The sequence below is a fragment of the Blautia acetica genome (assembly GCF_038739805.1).
Lineage (GTDB): Bacteria > Bacillota > Clostridia > Lachnospirales > Lachnospiraceae > Blautia.
In genome coordinates this window covers 1-26,186 of record NZ_JBBEWO010000010.1, presented here as the reverse complement: position 1 = coordinate 26,186, position 26,186 = coordinate 1, and the positions used below count along the sequence as shown (strand labels likewise).

28 protein-coding genes are annotated in these 26,186 nt (G+C 43.6%); 19 read left to right on the top strand and 9 right to left on the bottom strand.

The annotated features are described in order from the left end of the window. Positions 1-5 precede the first annotated feature (5 nt). Genes WBS51_RS08280 through WBS51_RS08270 form a run of 3 tightly spaced genes read left to right on the top strand, consistent with a single transcriptional unit; the run spans position 6 to position 3,212 of the window. Positions 6-2,024: a HelD family protein gene (locus WBS51_RS08280; RefSeq protein WP_294462016.1), complete on the top strand. Its 2,019-nt coding sequence runs from the start codon at positions 6-8 to the stop codon at positions 2,022-2,024. Positions 2,025-2,051: 27 nt separating this feature from the next. Further along, positions 2,052-2,522: a hypothetical protein gene (locus WBS51_RS08275; protein ID WP_173749561.1), complete on the top strand. Its 471-nt coding sequence runs from the start codon at positions 2,052-2,054 to the stop codon at positions 2,520-2,522. Positions 2,523-2,549: 27 nt separating this feature from the next. After that, positions 2,550-3,212, top strand: a complete 663-nt coding sequence (locus WBS51_RS08270) for a YkgJ family cysteine cluster protein (RefSeq protein WP_291683608.1) — start codon at positions 2,550-2,552, stop codon at positions 3,210-3,212. Positions 3,213-3,461: 249 nt separating this feature from the next. Here WBS51_RS08270 and WBS51_RS08265 read toward each other — a convergent pair whose 3' ends face one another. After that, the gene (locus WBS51_RS08265; RefSeq protein ID WP_173749559.1) at positions 3,462-4,211 is read right to left on the bottom strand and encodes a prolipoprotein diacylglyceryl transferase; all 750 of its coding nucleotides are present in this window, start codon (positions 4,209-4,211) and stop codon (positions 3,462-3,464) included. Positions 4,212-4,379: 168 nt separating this feature from the next. On the opposite strand from WBS51_RS08265, the gene WBS51_RS08260 reads away from it, so the two are divergent. Together WBS51_RS08260 and WBS51_RS08255 are read left to right on the top strand one after the other, a co-directional pair. Further along, entirely contained in the window at positions 4,380-5,621 is a 1,242-nt protein-coding gene (locus WBS51_RS08260; RefSeq protein WP_173749558.1) for a metallophosphoesterase family protein, read from the top strand. Then, positions 5,587-9,060: an SbcC/MukB-like Walker B domain-containing protein gene (locus WBS51_RS08255; protein WP_294580913.1), complete on the top strand. Its 3,474-nt coding sequence runs from the start codon at positions 5,587-5,589 to the stop codon at positions 9,058-9,060. Before WBS51_RS08260 ends, WBS51_RS08255 begins: the two co-directional genes overlap by 35 nt. On the opposite strand, the gene WBS51_RS08250 is transcribed toward WBS51_RS08255, so the two are convergent. Next, positions 9,057-9,404 carry a nucleotidyltransferase family protein gene (locus WBS51_RS08250; RefSeq protein ID WP_294462009.1) on the bottom strand — a complete coding sequence of 116 codons (348 nt, stop codon included), beginning with the start codon at positions 9,402-9,404 and terminating at the stop codon, positions 9,057-9,059. The genes WBS51_RS08255 and WBS51_RS08250 overlap by 4 nt on opposite strands. Before the next feature lie 47 nt (positions 9,405-9,451). Between WBS51_RS08250 and WBS51_RS08245 the strand changes: the two genes are divergently transcribed. Continuing rightward, a complete protein-coding gene (locus tag WBS51_RS08245) occupies positions 9,452-9,700 on the top strand; it encodes a hypothetical protein (RefSeq protein ID WP_302702774.1) in 249 nt (82 codons plus the stop codon). Positions 9,701-9,789: 89 nt separating this feature from the next. On the opposite strand, the gene WBS51_RS08240 is transcribed toward WBS51_RS08245, so the two are convergent. Continuing rightward, complete coding sequence (locus WBS51_RS08240; protein ID WP_291683802.1) at positions 9,790-10,242, bottom strand: DUF2726 domain-containing protein; 453 nt, start codon at positions 10,240-10,242, stop codon at positions 9,790-9,792. Positions 10,243-10,341: 99 nt separating this feature from the next. On the opposite strand from WBS51_RS08240, the gene WBS51_RS08235 reads away from it, so the two are divergent. The 11 genes from WBS51_RS08235 to miaB all read left to right on the top strand — a co-directional run bounded on the left by WBS51_RS08235 (position 10,342) and on the right by miaB (position 18,566). Further along, a complete protein-coding gene (locus WBS51_RS08235) occupies positions 10,342-10,881 on the top strand; it encodes a DUF2284 domain-containing protein (protein WP_173749554.1) in 540 nt (179 codons plus the stop codon). Between the two features lie 33 nt (positions 10,882-10,914). Further along, positions 10,915-11,196, top strand: a complete 282-nt coding sequence (locus WBS51_RS08230) for a YabP/YqfC family sporulation protein (protein ID WP_180211132.1) — start codon at positions 10,915-10,917, stop codon at positions 11,194-11,196. A 13-nt stretch (positions 11,197-11,209) separates the two neighbouring features. Beyond that, positions 11,210-12,439 carry a sporulation protein YqfD gene (locus tag WBS51_RS08225; RefSeq protein WP_173749552.1) on the top strand — a complete coding sequence of 410 codons (1,230 nt, stop codon included), beginning with the start codon at positions 11,210-11,212 and terminating at the stop codon, positions 12,437-12,439. Next, entirely contained in the window at positions 12,432-13,451 is a 1,020-nt protein-coding gene (locus tag WBS51_RS08220; RefSeq protein WP_173749551.1) for a PhoH family protein, read from the top strand. Before WBS51_RS08225 ends, WBS51_RS08220 begins: the two co-directional genes overlap by 8 nt. Positions 13,452-13,453: 2 nt before the next feature. Next, positions 13,454-13,948, top strand: a complete 495-nt coding sequence (gene ybeY, locus WBS51_RS08215) for an rRNA maturation RNase YbeY (protein ID WP_173749550.1) — start codon at positions 13,454-13,456, stop codon at positions 13,946-13,948. 82 nt (positions 13,949-14,030) lie between these two features. Continuing rightward, entirely contained in the window at positions 14,031-14,519 is a 489-nt protein-coding gene (locus tag WBS51_RS08210) for a hypothetical protein (protein WP_173749549.1), read from the top strand. Positions 14,520-14,600: 81 nt separating this feature from the next. After that, positions 14,601-15,455 (top strand): glutamate 5-kinase, encoded by an 855-nt coding sequence (gene proB / locus WBS51_RS08205; RefSeq protein WP_173749548.1) that lies wholly within the window; start codon positions 14,601-14,603, stop codon positions 15,453-15,455. Between the two features lie 15 nt (positions 15,456-15,470). Next, entirely contained in the window at positions 15,471-15,692 is a 222-nt protein-coding gene (locus tag WBS51_RS08200) for a DUF896 domain-containing protein (RefSeq protein WP_173749547.1), read from the top strand. A 43-nt stretch (positions 15,693-15,735) separates the two neighbouring features. Further along, positions 15,736-16,221, top strand: coding sequence for a 5-formyltetrahydrofolate cyclo-ligase (locus tag WBS51_RS08195; protein WP_342694066.1), 486 nt, complete (start codon positions 15,736-15,738; stop codon positions 16,219-16,221). A 345-nt stretch (positions 16,222-16,566) separates the two neighbouring features. Continuing rightward, positions 16,567-17,013: a GNAT family N-acetyltransferase gene (locus WBS51_RS08190; RefSeq protein ID WP_173749545.1), complete on the top strand. Its 447-nt coding sequence runs from the start codon at positions 16,567-16,569 to the stop codon at positions 17,011-17,013. A 77-nt stretch (positions 17,014-17,090) separates the two neighbouring features. After that, positions 17,091-18,566 (top strand): tRNA (N6-isopentenyl adenosine(37)-C2)-methylthiotransferase MiaB, encoded by a 1,476-nt coding sequence (gene miaB, locus WBS51_RS08185; RefSeq protein WP_173749544.1) that lies wholly within the window; start codon positions 17,091-17,093, stop codon positions 18,564-18,566. Positions 18,567-18,727: 161 nt separating this feature from the next. On the opposite strand, the gene WBS51_RS08180 is transcribed toward miaB, so the two are convergent. The 6 genes from WBS51_RS08180 to WBS51_RS08155 all read right to left on the bottom strand — a co-directional run bounded on the left by WBS51_RS08180 (position 18,728) and on the right by WBS51_RS08155 (position 24,704). Continuing rightward, complete coding sequence (locus WBS51_RS08180) at positions 18,728-19,441, bottom strand: DUF4368 domain-containing protein (protein ID WP_294461985.1); 714 nt, start codon at positions 19,439-19,441, stop codon at positions 18,728-18,730. Between the two features lie 407 nt (positions 19,442-19,848). After that, entirely contained in the window at positions 19,849-20,712 is an 864-nt protein-coding gene (locus WBS51_RS08175) for a helix-turn-helix domain-containing protein (RefSeq protein ID WP_294461982.1), read from the bottom strand. A 142-nt stretch (positions 20,713-20,854) separates the two neighbouring features. Next, positions 20,855-21,646, bottom strand: a complete 792-nt coding sequence (locus WBS51_RS08170; RefSeq protein WP_294461979.1) for a tyrosine-type recombinase/integrase — start codon at positions 21,644-21,646, stop codon at positions 20,855-20,857. After that, complete coding sequence (locus WBS51_RS08165) at positions 21,636-22,589, bottom strand: tyrosine-type recombinase/integrase (protein WP_294461972.1); 954 nt, start codon at positions 22,587-22,589, stop codon at positions 21,636-21,638. The genes WBS51_RS08170 and WBS51_RS08165 overlap by 11 nt, the downstream gene beginning before the upstream one ends. Further along, a complete protein-coding gene (locus tag WBS51_RS08160) occupies positions 22,586-23,863 on the bottom strand; it encodes a site-specific integrase (RefSeq protein ID WP_294461969.1) in 1,278 nt (425 codons plus the stop codon). The genes WBS51_RS08165 and WBS51_RS08160 overlap by 4 nt, the downstream gene beginning before the upstream one ends. Positions 23,864-23,975: 112 nt before the next feature. Then, on the bottom strand, positions 23,976-24,704 hold the full coding sequence (locus WBS51_RS08155) for a transposase (protein ID WP_342694065.1): 729 nt from the start codon (positions 24,702-24,704) through the stop codon (positions 23,976-23,978). A gap of 179 nt (positions 24,705-24,883) precedes the next feature. Between WBS51_RS08155 and WBS51_RS08150 the strand changes: the two genes are divergently transcribed. After that, positions 24,884-25,096, top strand: a complete 213-nt coding sequence (locus WBS51_RS08150) for a hypothetical protein (protein ID WP_298059699.1) — start codon at positions 24,884-24,886, stop codon at positions 25,094-25,096. A 94-nt stretch (positions 25,097-25,190) separates the two neighbouring features. After that, complete coding sequence (locus WBS51_RS08145; RefSeq protein WP_302702772.1) at positions 25,191-26,090, top strand: DNA cytosine methyltransferase; 900 nt, start codon at positions 25,191-25,193, stop codon at positions 26,088-26,090. Positions 26,091-26,186 lie beyond the last annotated feature (96 nt).

The following is a 26,186-nucleotide window of genomic DNA, read 5'->3' as shown; positions in this document are numbered from 1 at the left end:
ACATTATGCGTGACGGAAAAAGCTATCTGACCTTTATCATAGAAAAGCTGGAGCAGCGGCTAAAAGAGGTAGACTCCTCCATTTCCCAGGGACAAAAGGAAATCGAGGGAATGCATGAATACTACTGGGAAAACTATACGGAAATGGACCAGTACGGCTATGAAAATTTTGACAATCAGCAGGCTCTTCTCCAACAGGTAAATGCCAATCAGGAACAGCTTGCCTTAAAGCATCGTCTGGAGAGAATGTTGAACGCACCTTTTTTCGGCAGAGTGGATTTCTGCTATGAAGATGAAGACACTCCGGAGTCCTTTTATATCGGTATCGGGAACTTTTCGGAACAAACGGGACAGGTTCCCTATATCTATGACTGGCGGGCGCCTGTCAGCAGTCTTTTCTACGATTTTGACAAGGGTCCTGCCAGCTATGAAGCTCCGGCCGGCGTTCTGGAGGGAGAGATTCATTCCAAATGGCAGTATAAAATCCGCTGCGGAAAGATGATTTATGCGTTTGAAAGCGACATCAAAATTGATGATGACATTCTTAAGGCTGAACTGGGAAGCAATGGAGACGTACAGTTAAAAAACATTGTGCGCACCATTCAGAAAGAACAAAACGCCATTATCCGCAACACCAAGGATAAGATACTGGTGATTCAGGGGGCGGCTGGCAGCGGCAAAACTTCCATTGCCCTTCACCGGATTGCTTATCTGCTTTACCATGACCGGAAGCATATGAAATCCTCCAACATTTTAATTCTGTCTCCCAACAGTGTATTTTCCGACTATATTTCCCATATTTTGCCGGAACTGGGAGAGGAGAATATTCAGGAAATGAGTTTTGATTTATTTGCCTACCGGGAACTGCGGGACACAGTCATAGACTGTGAGGACCGTTATGACCAGATTGAAAGAGAACTCTCATGTCCGGACGCAGAGGCACAGGACCGTCTGCACCGGAAACAGTCGGAGGAATTTCTGGGGCTTACAGAAGTTTTTCTGGCAAATCTGGAAGACAGTCTCATGGACTTCCACGAAGTTTCTTTTAAGGGGATTGTGAAAACAGAAGCAGAACTGGTAAATCTCTTTTATTTCAAATTTCAGGATCTTCCTCTGCTGTCCCGTATGGAGGCTATTTTGGAACATTTTACAGACGAATATGAAACCTTATACAACCGCCGCCTTTCCGAAGAAGAGGAGGAAAAACTCAGCCAGGAATTTATGGGAATGTATGCGACCAGAGACTTGTATGTGCTGTACAGCCAGCTTTTAGAGGAATCCGGATTTGCACCTTTGCCCCATGTCTCCTATGAAAAGAGAGTGCTGGCCTATGAAGACGTTTATCCCATGCTGTATCTGAAATACCGCTTGTATCAGAAAAAGGGACAGAAAAACATCAAGCATCTGGTGATTGATGAAATGCAGGATTATTCTTTTCTGCAGTATACCATTCTGGCAGAACTGTTCCCCTGCAAAATGACCATTCTGGGGGATTGTGCCCAGACCATGGAGGAGCAGCAGCAGGACGTCTTAAAATTCCTTCCTGGTATTTTAGGACGCCATACCAGAACCATTGTGATGAATAAAAGTTACCGAAATACCGTGGAGATTGCCCGGTATGCCAACAGGCTGGCAGGGCTTACGGATATGGAACTTTTGGAACGACACGGAAAAGAAGTTGAAGAGCAGAAGTTTGCCTGTCAGGAAGAGGCGCTTAAAAAGGTGCTTTCCCATCTGCAGCAGGAGAGCCCTTATGAAACAACAGCTGTTCTGACCATGACAGAACAGGAAGCCCTCATGGCGTATCAGTATCTGAAAGAGTATTTTCAGGACATTTCTTATATTGACCGCAACAGTTCCGCTTTTCAAAAAGGCATTACCGTAACCACCTTTTATCTGGCAAAAGGGCTGGAGTTTGACCGGGTCTTTGCCCTTGGACGAAAAGAAAAAAACGGACTGCTTTTGCAGGCAGAATACATCTGCGCTACCAGGGCGCTGCATGAACTTTATATGTATGAAAGCTGACAGATATCTGATAAGAGGAGTATGCGCATGAATAGAAGTGAACAACTAAGTCTTTTGTTTACAGAAGATTACCGGATTATAGATTTTCTGCCAAGAGCTGTTTCTACAGGAGAAGACAGCTTTTATGAAGAGGCGGAGCAGTATTTTCTGCAGGATCGACACCTGCAGGAATTTTGTGATAAAACCATAGCCATTGTACTGAAAATACTTTGCTATTTTCCTTTTGAAATTTATGTGGAAGAGTACAAACCCCTGGTCAATAAGCGGGAAGGATGGCTGAAAGACAAACGGTGTGAAATGATAGTAAAACTGCTGAAAAAAGTGATTTTGAAAAAACGGGGACAGATAGATATTCTGCTCGGAGGAGAAGATTCTATTATCAGTATCAGCGGCGGTGTGTTAAGCATTGCCGTGTACCACGAAAGTGAAGCGCTGAGAGAACTTCTGGAAAAAATCGTAACCACAGAGGGCCTTTATTACTGGAAATACCGGGTCTGAGTGATTCGTAAAACAAAGGAGAAAAATATGCGGAGAGAACTGGATTTAAATGCTGTCTCAGACGGAAAACTGTACCGCCAAAGTGACATGGTAAAGGCGGGCTGCAACGACTGCAAAGGCTGCTCAGACTGCTGCCGCGGAATGGGGGATTCTATTGTTCTGGATCCTTTCGATGTCTATCAGCTTTGCAGTCATCTGGAACAAAATTTTGAAACACTTTTGTCTTATGCTTTAGAACTTCGAATGGCAGACGGACTGATTCTGCCCAATCTGAAAATGGCAGAAAAAGAAGAACAGTGCCCCTTTTTAAAAAACCAGGGACGGTGCAGTATTCATGCTTTCCGTCCTGGTTTTTGCAGAATGTTTCCTCTGGGACGCATTTATGAGGAGGATTGTTTTCACTATTTCCTACAGGTACATGAATGCAGACAAAACCCAAAAACAAAGGTGAAAATCAGCAAATGGCTGGGGATATCAAGGATACAGGAGTACGAAAGATTTGTGCTTCAATGGCACACCTTTCTGAAAAAAGCAGAAAAAATCGCTGCACAATTTCAGGAGGAAAGTGCTGTGAAAAATGTCTGTATGTTTATTTTGAAAACTTTTTATCTGACGCCGTATAAAGCAGAAGCTGATTTTTATGAACAGTTTGAAGAACGGCTGAAAAAGGCGGAAATATATTTTTTTTGAAATCAGAATACGAAAAAAGGAGTTGTCACATGGCGTAACAGACTCCTTTTTTCAATATCTATTTTAGGATTCTTACTTATTCTGCAGAATAGGTATATCCTGTTACAGAAGTCTGTACACCAGAACCCTCTGCTGCAACTTCATCAACAATAACTGCAGGTTTTTCATAAACTTTATTCATAATCGTAGCCCTCCTAAAGTCATAGCTGTGCTGTGTTTTGTTTCGGCTAGATTATATACAAAAATTTGTTAAGTGTACTTTTTCCGCTGCTTCTTATTGAACATTCCCACTGCAATCAGTACAATTCCAATAGAAATAAACTGAGAGGTAGACAGCATTCCTACGGTTCCTCTGTCATCAGAACGGAGAAATTCTATGAGGAAACGGCCTATTCCGTAAAGCAACAGGTACAAGGCTCCTGTGTTTCCGGTCTTTTTGCTGTGCCTACTGTAAATCAGAAGCACCGCCATAATCAGAAAATCTCCCGCAGAAGACAACAACTGTGTGGGAATCAGAGGAACACCTGCCGGGGCAAAGCTGCCCTCAGGAAAGGTCACACCCCAGAAAGCATCGGTTTCTCTGCCATAGCAGCATCCTGCCAGGAAACAGCCGATTCTTCCAAATCCCTGGGCCACAGCAATGGAGGGGGCCAGCAAATCAAAATATTCCAAGAAAGAAAGTTTTTTTCTGTGACAATACAAAATCGCGGCTAGTACACCTGCAATGATTCCTCCGTACACAACAAAGCCTTCTGTTCCCAGCACCTGCATAGGGTCTTCCAAAAAGCGGTCAAATTCCACCAGCACAAATAACAGCTTTGCACCTATAAATCCTGCAAGAATACTGAAAATAGCAATATCCAGAACCGCATCCTCTTTCAAATGGTGCTTTTTTGCACGGTACGTTCCCATGAAGATACATACCAGAATCCCCAGCGCAATCATCAGCCCATATCCATGTATGGTAAGCGGTCCCACGGAAAATAATTCATTTTTCATACTTTTCTGCTCACTTTCCTATGTTGAATTTTTTATGTGTCTGTTTCATTATAACATCTTTTTTTGTAAAAAGCATCATTGTCTTTTTCTATAAGATAATGCTATACTTACAGACAGAAACTGCTGTCATTTTTCATTTAATTTAAACTTATCAGAAAGAGAATACCTATGAAAATATTACACACTGCTGACTGGCACATCGGAAAACTTTTAGAAGGCAAAAGCCGTTTGCAGGAACAGGAAATGGTTCTGGAACAGTTTGTCCGCATTGCCGACGAAACACAGGCTGACGTAGTCTGCATTGCCGGAGACATTTTTGATAACGGTCATCCGTCAGCCGGGGCAGAGGCCCTTCTATACCGGACTTTAAAAGATTTAACTGCACAGGGAGAGCGACTGGTAGTCATGATTGCCGGCAATCATGACCAGCCCTCTCGTCTGGAAGCCATTGCGCCGCTGGTTCGGGAGCATGGCATTATCCTTTACGGAACACCGCAGACCCGTATTGCTTCCGGGTTTTATGGCCACTTTGAAATTACATCTTTGGATGCCTGTACTTTTTCGTTTTCTCATAAAGGAGAAAAGGCCGTATTTGTCTGCGTCCCGTATTTGAGTGAAAAATCTTTAAATGAAGTGTTATACCAGGCAGGGGAGGAGGAAGAAAAAAAGGCACAGGACTATGCCCGAAAAGTAGGTGCTTTTTTCAAAGAAAAAGCCCGCTGGTATCAAGAGGATACTATCAATCTGCTGATGAGCCATGTATTTACTCTGGGAAGCATTAAAGACGGTTCTGAGCAAGGGATGGTGCTGGGAAATAGTTATCTGCTGCCGCCTGAGGTATTTCCACCGGCTGTCCAGTACGCGGCTCTGGGGCATATACACAGGCCACAAAAAGCTGTCGGAAGTCAGGGACGGATTCGTTACAGCGGCTCTATTCTTCCCTATCGCCTGCAGGAAACTGTTATAGCCAAACAGTGCTGTCTGGCAGAGCTGCATCCCAGACAGCCGGTACAGGTACGGGAAATTTATTTGGATAATCCGAAGCCCATCGAAAAATGGGTGTGCCAAAGCTACGAAGAAGCACTGGAAAAATGCAGGGAAAATCAGAACCGTCCCTGCTATGTGTATCTGCAGATTTATACAGAAACTTATATACGGGAAGAACAGCTAAAAGAACTGAAAAAGTACAAAGATGACATTTTAGAGGTTCTTCCCCTATTTCCTGAGCAACAGGCAGAACAAAACATGGAACGGTTTGCAGAAAAAAGCTTTGAAGAATTATTTTTAGGATACTATTTGGAGAAAAAAGGAACACAGCCGGAGCAGGAAGTCCTGGATATGCTTCGGGACATTCTGGAAAAGGAGGTACAGCCATATGCGACCAATCAGGATGAAGCTGAAAGGACTTAACAGTTTTTTGGAACCTCAGGAAATTGATTTTGAACTTTTAACCAGCCGTGGGCTTTTCGGTATCTTTGGTCCTACCGGAAGCGGAAAAAGCAGTATTCTGGACGGTATGACACTGGCGCTTTACGGAACCACAGCCAGAAACAGCGCCAATTTTATCCATGTGAGTACAGATAAGGCTTTCGTGGAATATACTTTTTCTGTAAAAGAGAAAAAGGAGCGGATTTACCAGGTGTTCAGAAGCTTTAAACGCTCCAAAGAGGGAACTATCCGCAGTGACAGCGCCCGTTTTGCAGAACTGACAGAAGGAAAGGCCGAAATTCTGGCAGATCGCGTAGGAACTGTAAATGAAAAGTGCAGAGATGTACTGGGGCTGTCCAGAGAAGATTTTTTCCGCACCGTAGTTCTTCCCCAGGGAAAGTTTTCAGAATTTCTAAAGCTGGAAGGTATGGAGCGCAATAAAATGCTGGAGCGGCTGTTCCATCTGGAAAAATACGGAGAACAGCTGGCAGGTCTGGTAAAAGACCGGGCTTTACAATGGAATGGAAAGATGCAGGAAAATGAGGGTGCACTTTCCCGTTACAAAGAAATCCGGCCAGAGGATGTACAGGATTTACAGGAAAAAACAAAGCAAATCCGGATTCTGTCAGAAGAAAAAGCCGCGGCGCTTAAAATAGCCAGGGTACAGCTGGAACAGGGGCAGAAATTTGCCGCCCTGGAACAGGAATCTCTGGAACTGGCGTCTCAGGCAGCCAAGCTGAAAGCGCAAAAAGAAGAAATGGATTTTCTTCAGGAAGAAGAAAAACAGGCACAAACGGCCAATCAGCTTTGGATATATCTGCAGGAAGCCCGCAATACAAAAGCAGCCTGGACATCGTCCCAGACGAAACAGGAATTGCTGAAATCCACTTTGACCGAAAAACAGACAGAAAGCGAGAAACTCCGAAACGCAAGAGAAAAGATCCAGCTTCAGGTGCAAGAAGAATTGCCGCTTTTCAGGCTGGAGCAGGCAAGACTACAGGAAGCCGTATTGCTTTTAAACCGCAGGCAAAAGACAGAAGCACAATGGACAGAAGCAAAAAATGCGGCTCAAAAAACAGATAGCATTTTAGAAGATTCCGGTCAGAAGATGGAAAAGCTGCTACGGGATATGGAACAGCTGAAATCTCAGAAGGAAGCTTTGACTCTGGAAATAGAAGCAGTAACCATGACGGCAAAGCAGCAGCAGGAAACGGAAGAAGGATACCGCCTTACCATGGAACAACAGGCTCTGTTGGAACGCAAAAAGGGTATAACTGCCCAACAAACAGAACTAGCAGAAAAAGAGCAAAAGGCCAAAGCAGAAAAAATACAGACCCTTCAGCAGTTGGCCAAGAAAGAAGCGGATTTACAGAAACAAACAGACAAAGCGACGTACATCCTGGAAAGGCAGAAAGCACTTCCCGAGGCAGAAGCCCAAAAAGAACATCTCTTGCTGGTAAAGACTGAGCAGGAAAAAGCCGCCATTTTGCAGCAGAGTATGAAAGAACAGGAAACACTGTGCACAGATTTCCGTCAGAAAATCGCTGAAAAAACCGCTGAAAAAGAAAAAGCGTTTGAAAAAAGAGCGATGTTAGAAAAACAGTACCTGGATAATCTGTCAGCCATACTGGCCTCAGAACTGAGAGAAGGACAGCCTTGCCCTGTATGCGGCAGTATTCACCATGAAAAAACAGTTTCCCAGACAGAACAGGGCAGCCTGACACAGTTTGCCGAAAAAAGACAGCTGACAGAACAGCATTTTCAGAAGCTGTCAGCAGAACTTTCCCGTTTGGAACTGCAATTGGAAAACAGCCGGAACATGAGACAGAGCGCTTGGGAAAATTTACAGAACTTAAATGCCGCTTTCCTGAACGAAAATCTGCAGGAACTGGAAACAAAGCTGGAGACTCAAAGAACAAAAAGAACGGCCCTTGAGCAGGCATTTGCCCAATCCCAGGAACAGCGCTCTCTTCTGGAAACAGAGATTCTGACGCTTCAGACACAAAAGGCCAGAGCCGAAACAGAACAGATTCACCACAATACCCGGCAAAAAGAATTGCAAAATGAACTGCTGGCACTTACACAAAGCGAAGTGCAACAGCAGAAGCGGATTTTGGAATTAAAAAAGCGAAATCAGACAGAGGATTTTCTTCAGGCCTACAAGGAACTGCAAAATAAAAATCGTCTCCGGGAAGAAAAACAAAAACAGCTTTTTCTTTTAGAAACTGCCATCCAGGCCCGTATACAAAATAAAGAAAAAGGTGATCTGCTGATTCAGAAAACCAGAGAAGACAAGGCACGGCTGGAAATGCAGATGAGTCAATATGAACAGAAGCTGAAAGAACTGACCGAACAGATTACAGAAAAATCCGGTTCCTGCAAAGATCCCCAAAAGCGCTGCCACGAACTGGAAACCATCATGGAAGAAATCCAACAGTCCTGTACCAGGATAACTGCACAGGCGGAAAAAGCACAAAAAGAAGAAGAACAGCTCTGTCGGGAATATGCGGCCAACGAAGCGCTTACCCAGGCTTTGCTGACTGACTGCCGCCAAAAGCAGAACCTTTTGCTGGAAAAAATGGAGGAGTATCAGATAGCAGAAGAGAACTGGATAGAAACTCATCAACGGGCAGAGACAGAACTTCTTGCTATGCGGGAAAAAGCAGAAAATTATCGGGAATCCTGTCTCCGGGTACAGCTGTGTCTGGAAACAGTGAAGCAGCAGAAATCAGCGCTTCCCCAGCCAAAAGAACCCCTGTCTGTTCTGGAAACAGCCGTCTCTGTTCTGGAAAAAGAAAGTTCCGATACCGTCCGGGAACTTGGCGGTCTAAAACAGCAGCTGCAGCAGCTAAAACAGGCTCTAAAAGAAAAAGAAAAACTGGAGGCAAAGAAAAAAGAGATTACTCACACACTGGACATTCTCTCTGAACTGGAAGGTCTGTTCCGGGGCAAACGGTTTGTAGAATACGTTTCCAGGTACTATCTGGAATACGTCTCCAGAGAAGCCGATGCCCAGTTAAAAGAAATGACTGGCAGCAGCTACGGCCTGGAAACCGACGGCAGCGGTATGTTTATTATCCGGGATTATAAAAACGGCGGGGTTTCCAGACCCGCCTCTACGCTCTCTGGCGGAGAAACTTTTATGGCTTCTTTGGCGCTGGCCCTTGCCTTATCTTCTCAGATTCAGATGAAAGGCGCCGCCCCTCTGGAATTTTTCTTCCTGGACGAAGGCTTCGGCACACTGGATGAAACTTGTCTGGATGTGGTTATGGAATCTCTGGAAAAAATCAGAAACCGGCAGAGAAGCGTGGGAATCATCACCCATGTGGAAGACATTAAGGCGAGAATTCCCATGCATCTGCTTGTAGAACCGGCCCGCATGGGCGAAGGGGGCAGCCGGGTTCATATTGAAGAAGCTTAGGCTGCAAAAGAAGACAGCCTAGCGCTCATCCTTACTATTTTCAAAAATCGGGGCGATTCTGGTAGAGTGATTGTGTTTCCGGAAATCTCCCAGAGTCTGCCGGAAAGTAGTTCTGCGCAGACGATAGGTATTGTGAAGAAAATACACAAAAGAGGACATTTGCTCAGCTTGGGAAACCGTACTTTCATTTGCAGATGTCCTTCTTTCAGATAAGTCAGGTGATGTCCGCTGACTTCCTCCTCCTGTTTATAACCATGGTGTTCCAGTATCTTTTGGGCTTTTGCCAGTTCTTCCCGTGCAGGGATGTAAAGGTCCACATCTCCCAGCTTTCGCTGTTCCGGCATGTGAACATTTCAACTATGATTATGCCTGGCACTCGCTCCTGTACCGCATGTTCCGGAAAGGGATTTCCCGCTTTACTTCCAGATATGCGGACTATCTTGTGACGTTGACGGAACGGGATACGAAAAACTACAGAATGCGCCGGGAGCAGATACTGATTACCGTAGGCCGTCTCACGCATGTAAAAGGTATCGATATGCTGGCAGAACTTGCACCCAAAGTTTTAAGCCGTCATGAATACTGCATGCAAGACTTTGCGGGAAGCTTTTTCCAAAAACACAGGAAAAGTCCAGGATAAATTTGCACCCGCCTGTATTTTCAGGCAATGGGAAATCCTTCTCCAGCAGCTTTCCGCACTTTCGGATGAATGACTTGGACCGCAGCCGCTTATGGAAAGAGCCTGCGTATCTGCCGCTTATCAATATCCGTGATTCTCTTTAAGGGAATCCCCGCGGCGGCAAAGGCCTTATTCTTTAAGCGGTCCCGCTTTTTCGCATCTCTGGTTTCATGAGTGCTGTCATCTAATTCAATGACAAAAAGTACATATAAATCCCTATCACAAATAACAAAATCCACATGCTTCTGGGCAATTTTATGAAAATATTTCATGTACTGTTTTTTATCCGTTACAGAAAGCAAATCTTTTACACCAACCTTGGGACATATGATATAATGATACTCATCAGCCACTTCTTTTAAGAGAAGATAAAAGCGGTATTCTCTTTTGGTGAGCAGATGTCTGGCTGCATAGGGATAATAATTCTTTTTGCGATACAGCACCAAGGTCAGCACCAAAAGCAGGAGAATACCCACGCATGGTATATATAAAAGATGATTCAACTGTCTGTACCTCCGTAAAATGAATATACGAAGCGAATGTATGTTCGCCTTTCTTCCATTTTAAATCATTTCAACCAAAATTGCAAGGAGAAAACAAAAATGATTACACATGAGGAAATCGAAGAATTTATCTGCCAGTATCCGGTCTATCAATACGCCTTTTTCCCGCCAGAAGAAATTGAATTTTCCTTCCGGGTACGCTGGATTTGTGAAAAAGAGTGTGAACGGTACAATTCCACCTGGGCCTGTCCGCCTGCTGTGGGAAGCGTAGAAGAGTGCCGGAAGCGCTGTCTTGGCTATCGGGAATGTTTCTTATTTTCCACCATTGCAGAAGTTTCTGATGTCATTAATTTTGAGGAAACGCTGGCTACCCGGAAAGAGCACGAAGCCATTACCGCTGCCATTGAAAGTTTTATACGACAGCAGGGCAGTGCGTGCATGGCCCTTTCCACAGAATCCTGCGACATCTGCGAATCCTGCACCTTTCCCCAGGGGCTTCCCTGCCGTTTTCCGGAAAAAATGCACCCCTGTGTGGAAAGTCACGGAATCATCGTTTCTGAGCTGGCAGAAAAATATGATATGGAATTTACCTTAAGCGCCAATCAGATTCTGTGGTTTGGTATTCTTTTCATCAACTAGACATATGCTGTAAGGAGAAGACGTTCCAGGGGCATGAAGGTGAAAGGAAAACTGAACGAATTCACAGGCCGGTTAGGGGACTCCCTGCAGATTCCCAAAGACCTTTCCTACAGAGAATCTGTACTGACTCTCACCGGTTCACGGGAACTGTATATTGAAAATTATAAATGTATCCGCCAGTATCAGGACACCTGTATTATCCTGCTGTCCAGACAAAATAAAATTCAGATAGAAGGCAGCCATCTGGTGATTGCTTACTACACAGATGTAGAAATGAAGATAACCGGCAATATCTGCAGAATTTTATTTTTATAAGGGAGGTTGCACCTTGCAGGACTGGAAATACTACCGCAAAGGGTATGTGCGCATTCAGGTACAGGCGGACAGCCCGGAGCGGTTTTTGAATTTGTGCGCTTATCACAAAATCCGTGTCTGGAATCTGCTGCAGAACCATAACAGCTATGAAATGAATCTGACGGTAAAAGATTTTTACAAACTGAAAAATATTTGCAGGAAGACCCATACACGGGTGAAAATTACAGGAAAATACGGACTGCCCTTCTTTTTTTACCGCAGCAAAAAAAGAAAGGCGTTTTTTATCGGCATTTGTCTCAGTCTTTTCCTGGTAGCTGCCCTTTCCCGCCATATCTGGAACATTCATGTGGAAGGAAATGTACATAACAGCACCCAGACCATTCTGCGTTATTTAGAAGAGCTTCAGATAGAACACGGCGTTCTGAAAAAAGACCTGGACTGCGCCTGGATTGCCCAAAAGCTGCGGGCAGAATTTCCCGATATCACCTGGGTATCTGCCCGGATTTCCGGCAGCAGACTGATTCTGGAAATTCAGGAAAATGACAACATCTATGAAAAAAAACAGCAGAAACCATCTGCATGCGACCTGATTTCCACCAAAACGGGGCAGATTGTTTCTATGATAACCCGCACCGGCACACCCGTAAAAAAAACAGGAGAGACCTGTGTAAAAGGGGAAGTTCTGGTCCGGGGAACTCTGGATATTCAAAATGACAGCAAAGAAATTATCCGCCAGGAATATACCCTGGCAGACGCTGACGTTCTGGTGGAATATCCGCTGCAATATTATCACGCCTTTTCCATGAAATACGAAAAACCGGTCTATACCGGCAAAGAAAATAAAGGCTATCTGCTGCAGCTGGGAAATTACTGTCTGAATACAAAGAAAAACGTTTCCTGGCAGGAATTTGACACCGTGACGGATTTAAAGCAGGTTCGCCTGACCGAAAATTTCAGACTTCCCATTTACTATGGAACCAGCACAGACTGTGCCTATGAAACCCGTATTTTCACTTATTCGGAACAGGAAGCCAAAGAACGGGCCACCCTGCATTTAAACACGGTTTTACAAAGTTTAACGGAAAAGGGGGTTCAAATATCTGCAAATCATGTTAAAATAGGAATACAGAATGGAATCTGCACTGCCAAAGGGACCGTGTCGGTAATTGAAGAAGCAGGACAGCAAATCCCTGTACAGATTCCAGAGCAGCCGACAGAAAGGAATACAGACTTAAATGAGTAATATTTGTGAAGAAAAAATGGAATTGCCTGCAGAGCATGAGAGAAATGTGTTTGGTCAGTTTGATGAGCATGTAAAAAAACTGGAGAGAACCCTGGGCGTCACTGTGATTTCCAGAGACGGGCAGATTAAAATTCTGGGTCCAAAGCCATCCTGTGACCAGGCCGTTAAAATACTAAAAGAATTTCTGGAATTGTCCCAGAGAGGAAATACCATTACCCAGCAGAATGTGAATTACGCCCTGTCATTAGCCATGGAAGAGAAAACCTCTGCCATCACGGAAATTGACCGGGACTGCATCTGCCATACTTTAAACGGAAGACCTATTAAGCCCAAAACCCTGGGTCAGAAAGCCTATGTAGACGAGATACGAAAAAAGATGATTGTATTCGGCATGGGCCCTGCAGGAACGGGAAAAACGTATCTGGCTATGGCTATGGCTATTACCGCTTTTAAAAATGACGAAGTGGGCAGAATTATTCTCACCCGTCCCGCCATTGAAGCCGGGGAGAAGCTGGGCTTTCTGCCGGGGGATTTGCAGAGCAAGGTTGACCCTTACCTGCGTCCTCTCTATGACGCCCTGTACGAAATCATGGGAGCCGAAAGCTTTGCCAAAAACATGGAAAAGGGGTTGATTGAAGTCGCTCCTCTGGCTTATATGAGAGGACGTACCCTGGACAATGCCTTTATCATTCTGGACGAAGCCCAGAACACCACACCGGCCCAGATGAAAATGTTCCTGACCCGTATCGGCTTCGGCTCTAAGGTCATTGTCACAGGAGACCTTTCCCAGAAGGATTTGCCCTCCGGTACCCGTTCCGGTCTTGATGTGGCCCTGCGTGTTCTTCGCAAAGTAGAAGATATTGCCTTCTGCGAACTGACCAACAAAGACGTGGTGCGTCATCCGCTGGTGCAGAAAATCGTACAGGCTTATGACGATTACGAGAAAAAAGAAAAGCCGGAAAAGAAAGAAACACGAAAAGAAAAATTCGGCAGAACTGACAGGAGAAGATGAGTATGACTTTAAATATTGAGATGGAATACGAAACCCCTCTGGAATTTGACTGGGAAGACATTGCCCGCAAAGTTACAGAGGCAGCCCTGGACTATGAACACTGCCCTTATGAGACAGAAATCAATCTGGTTTTGACCGGAAATGAAGAAATTCAGCGTACCAACCGGGAATTTCGGGACATAGACCGCATTACCGATGTGCTGTCTTTCCCCATGCTGGACTTTGATGCACCGGGGGATTTTTCCCATGCAGAAGAAGACGATTCCTGTTTTCACCCGGATACCGGGGAACTGCTGCTTGGTGACATTATGATTTGTATTCCCAGAATGCAGGAGCAGGCCCAAAGCTACGGTCACGGACAGATTCGGGAATTTGCCTTTCTCATTGCCCACAGTATGCTACATCTCATGGGCTACGACCACATGACGCCGGAAGAAGCGGCCGTTATGGAAAAGAAGCAGGCAGAAATACTGGAAAACCTGGGAATTACCCGGTAAGAAAGTGAATAAAGAAAAAAAATCAGCCGATACTATATTCTGAAAAGATATGGAAACAACGATTCAGATAAAGGAGGTTCTTATGAAAAGAATAATCTATAGTGTCGGCTTTTTTCTTATTGTGTTGTTCCTCTGCACTGGTTTTATGCTCAGTTATCAGGTAGCGGATTTAAAAGACCGGATTTACGACCTGGAGGAAAGCAGCGCCCAGGTACAGCAGCAGGTGTCCGCGGTTTCAGCAAATCCTAAAGGACAGGATTTTATTTTTCAGCGCTATGAGGAGGGAATCTTAAAGCAGGAGTGCTACCGCATCACCGCTTATGGAGAACAGCGGGTGATTCTGCGCCGGGAAAATACAGAAACAGTATCCGAAAATGCCAAAGAAGGGTATCAGCTCCGGCTGGAAAACGGCTGCGTAGTCGTATATGAAAAAGCAGACAACACGGTTTTTGAATATACGGATATTCCGCTGGAGGCTCTGCCAAAAGATTTGCAGGCAGAAGTTCTTCTTGGAAAAGACCTAAAGACACTGGACGAACTGTACAGCTTCCTGGAAAACTATTCCAGCTGAAAAATCACCGTCTGGACGAATGGGTAAAAATAGTGTACTATTAGAACAATACGAAAAGAAACAAATGAGGTACCGTATAAGATGAATGTTCGAGAAAAACTAAAAGACAAAAAGCGCATTGTCATTAAAATCGGTTCTTCCTCCCTGACCCATCAGGAAACCGGAAGACTGGATTTGATAAAAATGGAAATTCTGGTAAGGGAACTGGCCGACCTGCACAATCAGGGAAAAGACGTGATTGTGGTATCCTCCGGAGCCATTGCCGTGGGGCGGGCTGTTATGGGCCTACATGAAAAACCCACCAAGCTGGCACAAAAGCAGGCATGCGCCTCTATTGGACAGGCCCGTCTGATGATGATTTACCAGAAACTGTTTGCGGAATATAACCAGACCGCCGCACAGGTGCTGATGACGAAATATACCATGATTAATGATACCACAAGAGAAAATGCCAGAAACACGTTCAACAGTCTGCTGGAAATGGGGGCCATTCCTGTGGTAAACGAAAACGATACGGTTTCCACCGATGAAATCCAATATGTCAATACCTTTGGGGACAACGATACCCTGTCCGCTCTGGTGGCAGCTCTTACCGGAGCGGATATGCTGATTCTGCTCTCAGATATTGACGGACTGTTTACCGATGACCCTAATGTAAATCCAGATGCCCGTTTTATTGACGTGGTAGAAGAACTGGATAAGCATTTTCTGGAAATGGGAAAAGGCTCTTCCGGCAGCAGTGTGGGAACCGGAGGCATGGCAACAAAGCTGGCGGCAGCACAGATTGCGGCAGCAGCAGGTACGGATATGGTGATTGCCAATGGCTGTGATTTCCATGTCATTCACAAAATTATGCAGGGCCGAAACCACGGCACCTTGTTCCTTTCCCGTGACCGGGATGAGACAGGGCTGCAGGAAATGTTTGAAAATTTATAAAGGAGTACTACATATATGAATCAGGAAAAAATCAACAGAATCAATGAGCTGGCGAGAAAGTCTAAAAGCCAAGGACTGACACCGGCAGAGAAGGAAGAACAGAAAAAACTTCGTACCGAATATGTTGCCACCATCCGCATGAACTTAAGAGCACAGCTGGACAACATCAGCGTACAGGAAGAAGACGGCAGCATTACGAATTTAGGTGAAAAATATGGTCTCAAAAAAGGAAATTAGAAAATACATTTTCGCTCAAAGGAAAGAAATTTCCATAGAAGAAGTGGAAAAAAACAGCCGGCTTATCTGTGATACCGTGACTTCTCTGCCGGAATTTCTGGCAGCAGAGTGTGTCTATGCCTATGCGGATTATAACAAAGAGGTGAGCACCAGAGGCATTATAGAAGAGGCTTGGAAAGCAGGAAAGAGAGTGGCTGTACCGAAAGTGACGGGCGCTCACGAAATGAAATATTATTATATCACCTCCTTTGACCAGTTATCTCCCGGATATTTCCAGATTCCGGAACCGGAGGAAGGAGCGGAAGCTCAGGAAGAAAATGCTTTTCTCATTGTCCCGGGTGTCGCTTTTGACAAAAACCGCCACCGGGCCGGATATGGACAGGGATTTTATGACCGGTATTTAAGTATGCATCCAAAGCATAAGACAGCGGCCATTGCGTTTGAATTTCAGATAGTAGAGGAAATCCCGGCAGAAGCCACAGATATCTTTCCGGACAAAGTTGTGACGGAAAAGCGAGTGATAGAATAGCGGAAGAGTAAAACGGTTGTAAATAGATGGGATAGACAAAGCTGCCGGTTCCCTGTCACTGCCTCGTCTCCATCATAAGCAGAAACAATTTCATGTCCCGTTGGTTTCAGATACTCGCAAATAGCTTCATTCGTTCCTTTATCGTCTTCAACAATCAATATTTTAGCCATATACACACCTCCAGGTTTCCGTTTATACCCTCCATATGAAAAGAGTATGAAATTCAAAACTTAATTTTACTATATAGCATAAATGGGCAAATCAAAACAGCAAAAAATGTGATACACTTGCTGAAAAAGAACGTATTGATGATATTATCCGAAATGTAGAGAAGGAGTACACTATATGCATATAAGAAAAGCTGAAAGAAAAGATTTATCAAGAATCGCTGAAATTTTTGTTTTCAATAACCGCACAAACTTTTTCCCGATTTTTAAGGACCCTGAATTTTCTTTTAAAGAGCTGCAGGTAGTTCCCTTGGTTGACCATTATTTCGGAAAAGAAGAAATTCTAAACACAATTTACGTTTATGATGACGGACTGATAAAGGGCTTTATTCAAATCAGCGGATTAGAAATCTGTAAATTGTATATAGATACTTTTTTTCAAAGCGCAGGAATCGGCAGTGCGCTGATAGAATATGCAATCCGAGAGCACAGAGTTCGCACCCTATGGGCCTTGGAAAAAAATAAACGGGCTGTTTCTTTTTATCAAAGACATGGATTTCTTTTGAACGGGCAGAAAAAATTGGAAGAGGGAACGATAGAATATCTGGTGCAGTTAGAGCGATAAACGTCAGAAAAATCGGTTGAAAAATTCAAAACGATACTATATACTTATAAAATAATGCCCTGAAAGGACTTAGGAAAATGGAAAACAAAGAACTGATTTTTGACAGTAACATAGATAAATTAATTGAAAGTGCAGATTTGACAAAGGAGGCTCCCACAGAAGAACCTTACCGCCAGTACTGGTTTATGAAGAAAGCAAGACAGCTTGTAAACGAAAAATCGAAAGAACTGAACCGGGATTTAACTTTCTGTGTCAATACGTTCGGCTGCCAGATGAACGCCAGAGATTCTGAAAAACTGGTAGGAGTACTGGAGCGTATCGGCTACGTGGAAGCCCCGGACGAAAATGCAGACTTTGTCATTTACAACACCTGTACCGTGCGGGAAAATGCCAATTTGCGTGTTTATGGACGCCTTGGTTATCTCCACAGTCTGAAAAAGAAAAATCCACATATGCTGATAGGGTTGTGCGGCTGTATGATGCAGGAAACCCAGGTAGTGGAAAAGCTGAAAAAGAGCTATTCCTTTGTAAATCTGATTTTCGGTACCCATAACATCTACAAATTCGCCGAACTGGTGGTATCTGCCCTTACAAATGACCGCATGGTCATTGACATCTGGAAGGATACGGATAAAATTGTGGAAGACCTGCCAAGCGAGCGGAAATACCCCTTTAAATCAGGGGTGAACATTATGTTTGGCTGTAACAATTTCTGCAGCTACTGCATTGTTCCTTATGTGCGCGGACGGGAACGCAGCCGGAATCCGAAGGATATTGTAAGAGAGATTGAACATCTGGTGGCCGACGGCGTGGTAGAAGTTATGCTTCTCGGTCAGAACGTAAATTCCTACGGCAAAACTCTGGAAGAGCCTATGACATTTGCGCAGCTTTTACAGGAGGTTGAAAAAATCGAAGGATTGGAACGTATTCGCTTTATGACCTCTCATCCCAAGGATTTATCCGACGAATTAATTGAAGTCATGAAAAACAGTAAAAAAATCTGCCGCCACCTGCACCTGCCGCTTCAGTCCGGCAGCAGTGAGATTCTAAAGAAAATGAATCGGAAATATACCAAAAACCAGTATTTGGAGTTGGTGGAAAAAATCCGCAAAGCCATGCCGGATATTTCTCTGACTACGGATATTATTGTGGGATTCCCCGGGGAAACAGAAGAAGATTTTCTGGAAACGGTAGACGTGGTGGAAAAAGTGCGCTATGACAGTGCTTTTACTTTTATTTATTCCAAGAGAACCGGTACTCCGGCTGCAGCTATGGAAAATCAGATATCAGAAGATGTGGTAAAAGACCGTTTTGACCGTCTTCTTTCCCGGGTTCAGGAGATTGGAAGAACCATGTCGGCCCGGTATACGGGAACAGTACAGGAAGTTCTTGTAGAAGAACAGAACAGCCAGGACACACATCTGATGACCGGAAGGATGTCTAACAATCTGTTGGTGCATTTTGAAGGGGATACTTCCCTTGTGGGAACCATTTGCCAGGTACGATTAGATGAATGCAGAGGCTTCTATTACATGGGTACGAAAGTAGGATAAAGACAGAATGGGAATTTCGATAAAAGATGTAGATGTATCATCTCTGTCACCGATGATGTAGTATCTATTTTACGGAGAAGCTAAGAAATCCAGTAACCACAAGGGTTTTCGGTTACAAGGAAGTATATTTTTCAATTAGGCGGTATAGCCCCGTTCAAGGGCTATGCCGTCTTTTCCTGTTTATCAGTTTCTTTCTGTTCCGTCTGCGGGTCAGTCGGCAAATGAATTTCTCCCACGAAGTTAAAGATAATATCCACTTTCTGAAAACGCTTGCCGTCTATCTTCTCCGGCGCATGGACAACAATTTTTTTGATAAATTCATTAACGATAGTGGGCGTTAATTCTGTTATCCCCACATACTTGCGGATAATGGCAGCGAAGCTGTCAAAGTCGCTTTTATTCTGTTCGTAGGTATCGACTTCCTGTTGTTCTGCATTTACCTTTTCCGTCAGTTCTTTCTGCTCAGTTTCATACTCTGCGGACAGCTTCAAAAATCGCTCATGGCTGATTGTGCCGTTGATGTCGTCCTCATAAATCCGCTTGAAAATCCGGTCAAGTTCTGCAATCCGTTTTCTTGCCTGTTCGACCTCACGCCGCTTGCGTTTCATGTCCTTTTCCGCTTCATCAAACCGCTGTTTCTGTATCAGTTCCATAAATGCGGTAATGTCCTCATAGAACATGGCAGTTACGGCAAATATCCGATTGAGAACGATTTTCCGTAAGACTTCTTCTCTGATGAAGTGCGCCGTACAATCTCCTGTATTGCTTTTATATCTTGCACAGCGGTAGTTGTCTTGTGAACCGTCAAAACTTTTGCAGGTAGCGAAGTGCAGTTTACTTCCACAATCCGCACAGAATACCAAGCCGGAAAACATTCCCTGTCGCTCTGCCTTTGTGGGGCGGCGTTTATTTGCCCTTAATTCCTGTACCCGTTCAAAGACAGCTTCCTCAACGATTGCGTCATGTGTATTGCGGAAAATCGCCTGCTGTTCCTTTGTGGTGGGAATACGCTTTTTCAGCTATTATCAAGCACACTATAACAAACTTATTTTTCATCTTTAAGGCATAATAAAAGAGGTCTTGGAATAAAGGAATCTGACGTATTTTCCATCAGATTGTTTTATCCTGAGGCCTCTTGTGTTATCATATGGTTTTAGGTCATTCTGATTTTATCTTTGAATAAGGGTGGTTCTGAATAGATACAAAAGAGATTAAAAAAAGCAGAAGGGGATATATGGGTAGTTATATACGCCCTCTACTTTTTGGATGGCAACATTTTATTTTATATGAAAAACATTGTTTCTGTATTCCGGAACTCAGATGGTGGGAGTCCCGTTTGCTTTTTGAACAGTCTGCTGAAATATAGTGGGTTATCATACCCAACAATTGACGCAACTTCAGCAACAGAATACGTGGTGGTTCGGAGCAGTGTCTTTGCATTTGTAATCCGTAGATTTAATATATACTGCATGGGAGTTACACCGTTGTAGCGTTTAAAGCTGCGGATAAACCAGCTCGTACTAAGGTGTTTGTCCATGGCGTATTGTTCAATGGAGATTTCTTCTGTAAAATGTTCGCTGAAATACTGTGTTGCCTCCTCCATTTCTTTTTGCAGCATCCGGTTCTGGGAGGAGATGCCGATAGGAGCCTGCCGGCTGATCAGAAGGAACAGTTCACGGAGCAGGAGGGATAAATATTCCTCATAATGCGGGCGGGTAAGCTGGAGTTCCTGGATCATTTTTCGGAAAAGCTGGTGGTATTCGGTAGAGTTGCCAGTTTGCATAATCCGTCCGGACTCAAATAAATGATACTCTTTTAAAATATTTTTTACATTGCTCCCGGTAAAATGAACCCAATACACTTCTGTCTGGTCTGAACCGTAGTAAACATATTTTTGCATCTCCCTGGGGCGGTACAAAAGCATGTGACCCGCCTCAATAATCTCCTCTTTACCGTCAAGAAAAAAATGCCCTTTTCCGGCTACAATATATAATAGTTGATAGTCAATCCTTCCTCTGGGGCGGTAGGTGGGCAGTTTGGGCTGGTGGATCAGCCGGTAAGTGCCGCAGCTACCCACAACCAAAGGTCTGCTCTTATCCTTGAAATCCAGTAATGAATTATGCAGATAACCGGAATTTATATACATGATATTCCACTTCCTTTGAAATCATTGGTTTGTTTCTAACAGTAAGTGTATCATTATGTATATATTTTGTGCAATAGTGTTCATAGATAAATTGATAAAAAAAGCGTAGAATAAGCAGTGGAACAAGGGGAAACAAAGAAAGTTAAGAGACTAGATCCGGATTGCTTTTGCGAACCTCTGCTTCACATCCTACAAGTATACGGCTGACATTATCACTGGACATTTTGTTTTTCTGGCCATTTCGGAAAGAATAAAACACCAGATTCTCCGAAGTCTTGTCTGGATGATATTTTTCGCAGTAATCTCCAAACTGGCTCCATATTTCCTTGGATAAGGGTGTAATCCTATGTTTCTTTCCTTTTCTGTAGAAATGGACATCAGCCTCCCCGTTGAATGTCGCTTTAATATCAAGGAGTTTTAGTGACAATACCTCATTTATCCGTGCACCGCTTTCATACAGAAGCGACAGGAGAAAACGATCTCTTACAGCTTCACGGTTGCTATCTGTACTTTTAAGAACCAGGTACACATCATTAACTGAAAGCCATGTAAAATCGAGAATCCTTTCATCATCAACATCGCTTATCTCGCGGATTGCCTCATACGCATCAAGGGAGATAGCGTTCTTTTTATAAAGGTACTTGCAGAATCCCCGCAGGTCTGACAGGCGATGGTTTATGGTCGGTGCCACGTTATTGCGTTCAGATTTCAGCCAAGCCATGAATTCTACTATGTTTTTCTGGCTGAAGTCAGATGACTGCATCGTTAGGACAGTCACCTTTTGTTCTGATTCAAGGTATGTCACAAACAGATTTATGCTATATCTGTACGAGTCAATTGTGTCTTTATCGCGATTCCTGACACCCGGAAGGTAGATTCTCATAAATTCACCCATAAGCGATACAAGGCGTGGATCCTTAGCTTTAATCCTCATCTTCCAGAACCCCCTTTCCATAAACCTGGGAAAGGAGAGCCCAGTCTACAGCTTTGGACTTGCGCAGATTCTCTGGAAGAAGGTGGATATAATAAAGCGTTGATGTGAGTTCTGAATGCCCCATATATGCCGAAAGGTACGGCAATAATTCCATCACGTCCTTCCCATTGTTTATCCAGCGGATTATATTACGCGAAGCAAAAGCGTGCCGCAGATCATAAGGTCTTGGAGCCCCCTTCCATGAAATGCCACTCTTTGAGATCAGGTTCCTCCATACCTGGTTGTACCACGATGTTTCATATGGTGTGCCGTCCCATTTTTGAAAGAACCATTGCCTCTTTCCTGCTACGGAATCGTATTTCTGACAGAGCGCGCGCATATCCTCTGACATAATGATGTGCCGATCCTTGTGCCTCTTGGACTGTCGTATATAAACGTCTCCTGTAATCAGGTTTACATCCTCTGTTCGTATCGCAGGTGGTTCCTGTGGGCGAAGACCACAGCAGTAAAGCAACCGGCTATACACAGGAAGCACAATCTCTGGCAGATATCTTTTCCCACAGGTTTTGCCAACATATGAGTCAATCGTTTTAAATAACCCGGAGAGTTCATCATCCGTAAACAGGTACGGATTGAAAGCTATGCGCTTTACTACATAATCGTCATCCGGTATATAATCATCATATCCAAGGAAGTTCAGGTATTTCGTGTACTCCCGCAGGAGAGAGAGGAAGGCGGCTTTGCTGTTGACAGTATAAGGATAATAAATGAGCCACTCGTCTACCATTTCCTGGGTAATGCGGGCAGACAGGGGATGGTTTTTTACACAAAAGTTTATAAATGGAGGAACCGAACTCCTATATGTAGCGGTGGCGTATCCAATGGACTGGCGATATTTCATCATCTCCTCAAATGCGTCATTGAGTTCTTTGTCAAGGGTCATGCTCCAGCACCTCCCTCCAGGGATCCGGCACTTTCTGTATGTCCAAAATAGAACCCGCTGGTAATAGGCACATCCGAAAAATCCATTGCCACGAATGATATCTGGTGTGTATCGTGTGTGATGTACGGTTTATCCTCAATAATGGATTTATGTCCCATCATCTGAGACACGGTTTCAATGGGAACTCCTCTTGACACCATAACCGTTTCAAAGGAACGCCGTAAACTATGGAATCCTCTAAATGCGATTTTGGATACGCCTGCTTTTTCGCAATACTTGTCAATCATACTGCCAAATCCCTTTGACAGTCTTCGATACGGAGCCTTTACTGTTACGAAAACCTCAGGAATATCGCATTTAGGACGCCAGTCGAGGATATAATCAGCAAGGGCGTTCAAGGTGGCACCGTTTAGTTCAGATACGATTGGCGTATGAGTTTTTGACTGCACTACTGACACTTTGTGATTGTGCCAGTCTATATCTGATAACTTAATGCCTATGATGTCGATTCCGCGAAGCCCTGTGCAGTATGCAACAAGTATGATCGCAAGATCCCTCTTTCCAATGGTGCTATCTGTATCAGCTGCCTGGGCTATTCCCGAAATCTCTTCTTCAGAATAGGCCGGGATAATACGCCGGTGATCATTTTTCAGCTTCAGAAGAGTATAATCACGGTGCAGGCAATCATTCCCATGAGCCCGAAGGTATTCCGTGGCGTACTTTACACACCTTAACGTACGTCCGGTACTGCCGCTGTTCGAAACCAGTACTTCATCAATTAGGAATGACATGACTATAGTGTCATCAATACGTTGCGGCTTTATCCCGAACTGTTCAACGTACCACAAAAAATGTCTGGTAGGGGCTCGAAGATCCTTTTTTGTTGCATTGCTGATAGGGTAACTGTTGAGAATTATTTCCACGAGGCTGCTTGTCTCGTCGGATACAATGTACTTGAGCGGATGAGATTTAGTGCTCGAAAAATCAACAATGCCGCTTTCCGCAAGTGAAGATAGCATACGCATAACACGCAGTTGGAATCGATGATATTCCTTGCATATCTCACCGGAAGAACACCTGGTATCAAGATTGTCCTTGTAGGAATCCATCAACTCCGGACTGTAGGAATCAACCTGTGATGACTGCGCAAAGCGTACTATCGAGTTACAAACAATCTGATACTGTTCTAAAGACACTTCCAGTATCCCGTAGGCTCTCACCTCCTTCATGAGCTGATCAGTTAATGGTTTTAGTAACGGGTAGGATTTTATCATACACGGTCTCCTTTCTATAGCGATGACTGGTTACATCTCTATAGTAAGAAATGCCGATATATTTATAAAGTCCTGTAAATCCAATATTTCAGAAAGGCAAAAATCGGCATTTCTAAAATATCGGCATAATCCCCCATCTCCATTCATACAGTTTTTTGATTTCTTTCATTGGAAAATCTTCTTCCTCTAGATTCGTAATGATACATTCCATCGTGCTTTCTGTAATCGGAAACCGTAAGACACGAAAATGAAGTGTATAAAAAGGATTTTCGATTGGATCCAGAAAATCACATACAGTTTTGTTTGTGAGGAAGCGATATTTATGGGGCTGGCTTTTTATTTCTTTTGTTTGCTTCCTGGTAAGGATTAAGGACAAAGTACAATCAAAAGTTCCATCTTCCGGTATCGGTAAATGTGTAAGAATACCGCGGCTTCCCAGATCTTTTGCACGGATCAGAAATTTCCACCCTTTTTCCTGTGCGTTAGCCATGATGTTATAACTTTCATATCCTCTGTCTGCAATCAGCAGAACCGGCTCCTGCACCTTAGAGTGTTTCAACATTTCAATAAGCGCCTGTGCCTCGTTTGGATGACGGCCGGGTTGTATGACAGCATCTATATAAATGCGGTTTTTCAGATCATACAGTGCATTTAAATGAAGTTGGTTATACCCCTTTTCACCTCGCTCGATAGAATTATGCCGTCTATTGGTCTCTTTGTCTTTCGGATTGCAGGCGATAGCAAGGTCGGAACCGTCACAGGCAATTAAACGAAATCCCCGGTAAGTACTCAGAGTTGAGAAGGAATCATCTATTTCCCGATAGCCCCTTTTTTGAAGCAAAGTTTTGCATTCTTCCATATTTTTCATGTAACAAAGGAAAGAGATTCCCTGGTGGAGTCTCTTTTTGTGCCTGGCAATATTGTTTTCTTTCTACTGGTACTCCTAAAGTACTGATTTTAATTTTTTCTGTAATTTTTCTCATATTAAAAACGAGAAGTGAAAAATAGGAGGAAGAAAACATGAGCAAATATACAGAAATGACGGAAGAAGAACTGAAAATATTGTCAAATAAAAAAAAGAAAGATGGTTGCTATACACAGCAGGCATTAGCGGCACAAAAAGAATTGTGGAACCGCATACACTATGAAATTGATAATACTCTGGAAGAGCATTATGATGGTTGTTATGACGATGGTTATAAAGAAATTGATGTATTGTCTCAGCAATATTAAGAGAGACCTTTAGGGTATCTCTTTTTTTTGATGCACAAAAATCTTTATATCGCCTCAATTTTGTATGATATGGGAAATGAAGGAGGAAAATATTATGGGATTAATCATTGATTTTTTTGCTGGAGGCGGCGGCGCCAGTGTAGGAATAGAAATGGCTTTGGGAAGGGAAATTGATATTGCAATCAATCATGACCCAGAAGCAATAAGAATGCACAAAGTAAATCATCCCAATACTCTACATCTCACAGAAGATATATTTGCGGTAGACCTACAAAAATATGTTAAAGATGAAACTGTCGATTTACTTTGGGCAAGTCCTGACTGCACTTCGCATAGCAAAGCAAAAGGCGGGCAACCTCGAAAACAAGGATTACGAGTTCTTCCCTGGGCTGTGTATAAGCATGTAAAAAAATTTTTACCTTCTGTGATTATCATGGAAAATGTAGAAGAAATTCAGCAATGGGGTCCTCTGGACGAAAACGGAAAGCCCATTTCCGCTAGAAAAGGAGAGGATTATAAAAAATTTATAATAGCAATGTGTTTATTGGGATATCGTTATGAATCAAGAGAACTGGTGGCAGCTGATTACGGAGCGCCGACGACACGGAAACGGTGGTACGCAATATTCCGCAGAGACGGGAAGAAAATTGTCTGGCCAGAACAAACACATAGCAAAAACGGTGAGGAGGGTTATCTATCATGGGAACCTATATGGAAATATCTGGATTTGCAGGATTTTGGAAAATCCATTTTCGGGAGAAAAAAACCCTTAGCTGAAAAAACAATGAACCGTATTGCAAAGGGATTAGAAAAATTTGTTTTTCATTCTCCAGAGCCGTTTATTGTACAGGTGAATCATGGAGGAGACTGCTTCCGTGATCAGAGTATTCATGACCCGCTTCCAACGATTACCTCAAAACATGGATATGGCATTGCAACTCCGCTGTTGATTCAATATCATTCCGAAACAACTAGTACAACGAATAATAAATAATTGCTATATTAAACAGAGGCCGCTTCATCTTCACTGATTTCATCCATTTTGTACTTCCAGTGATAAACCACAGGTTCACGGTTCACTTCGTCAAAG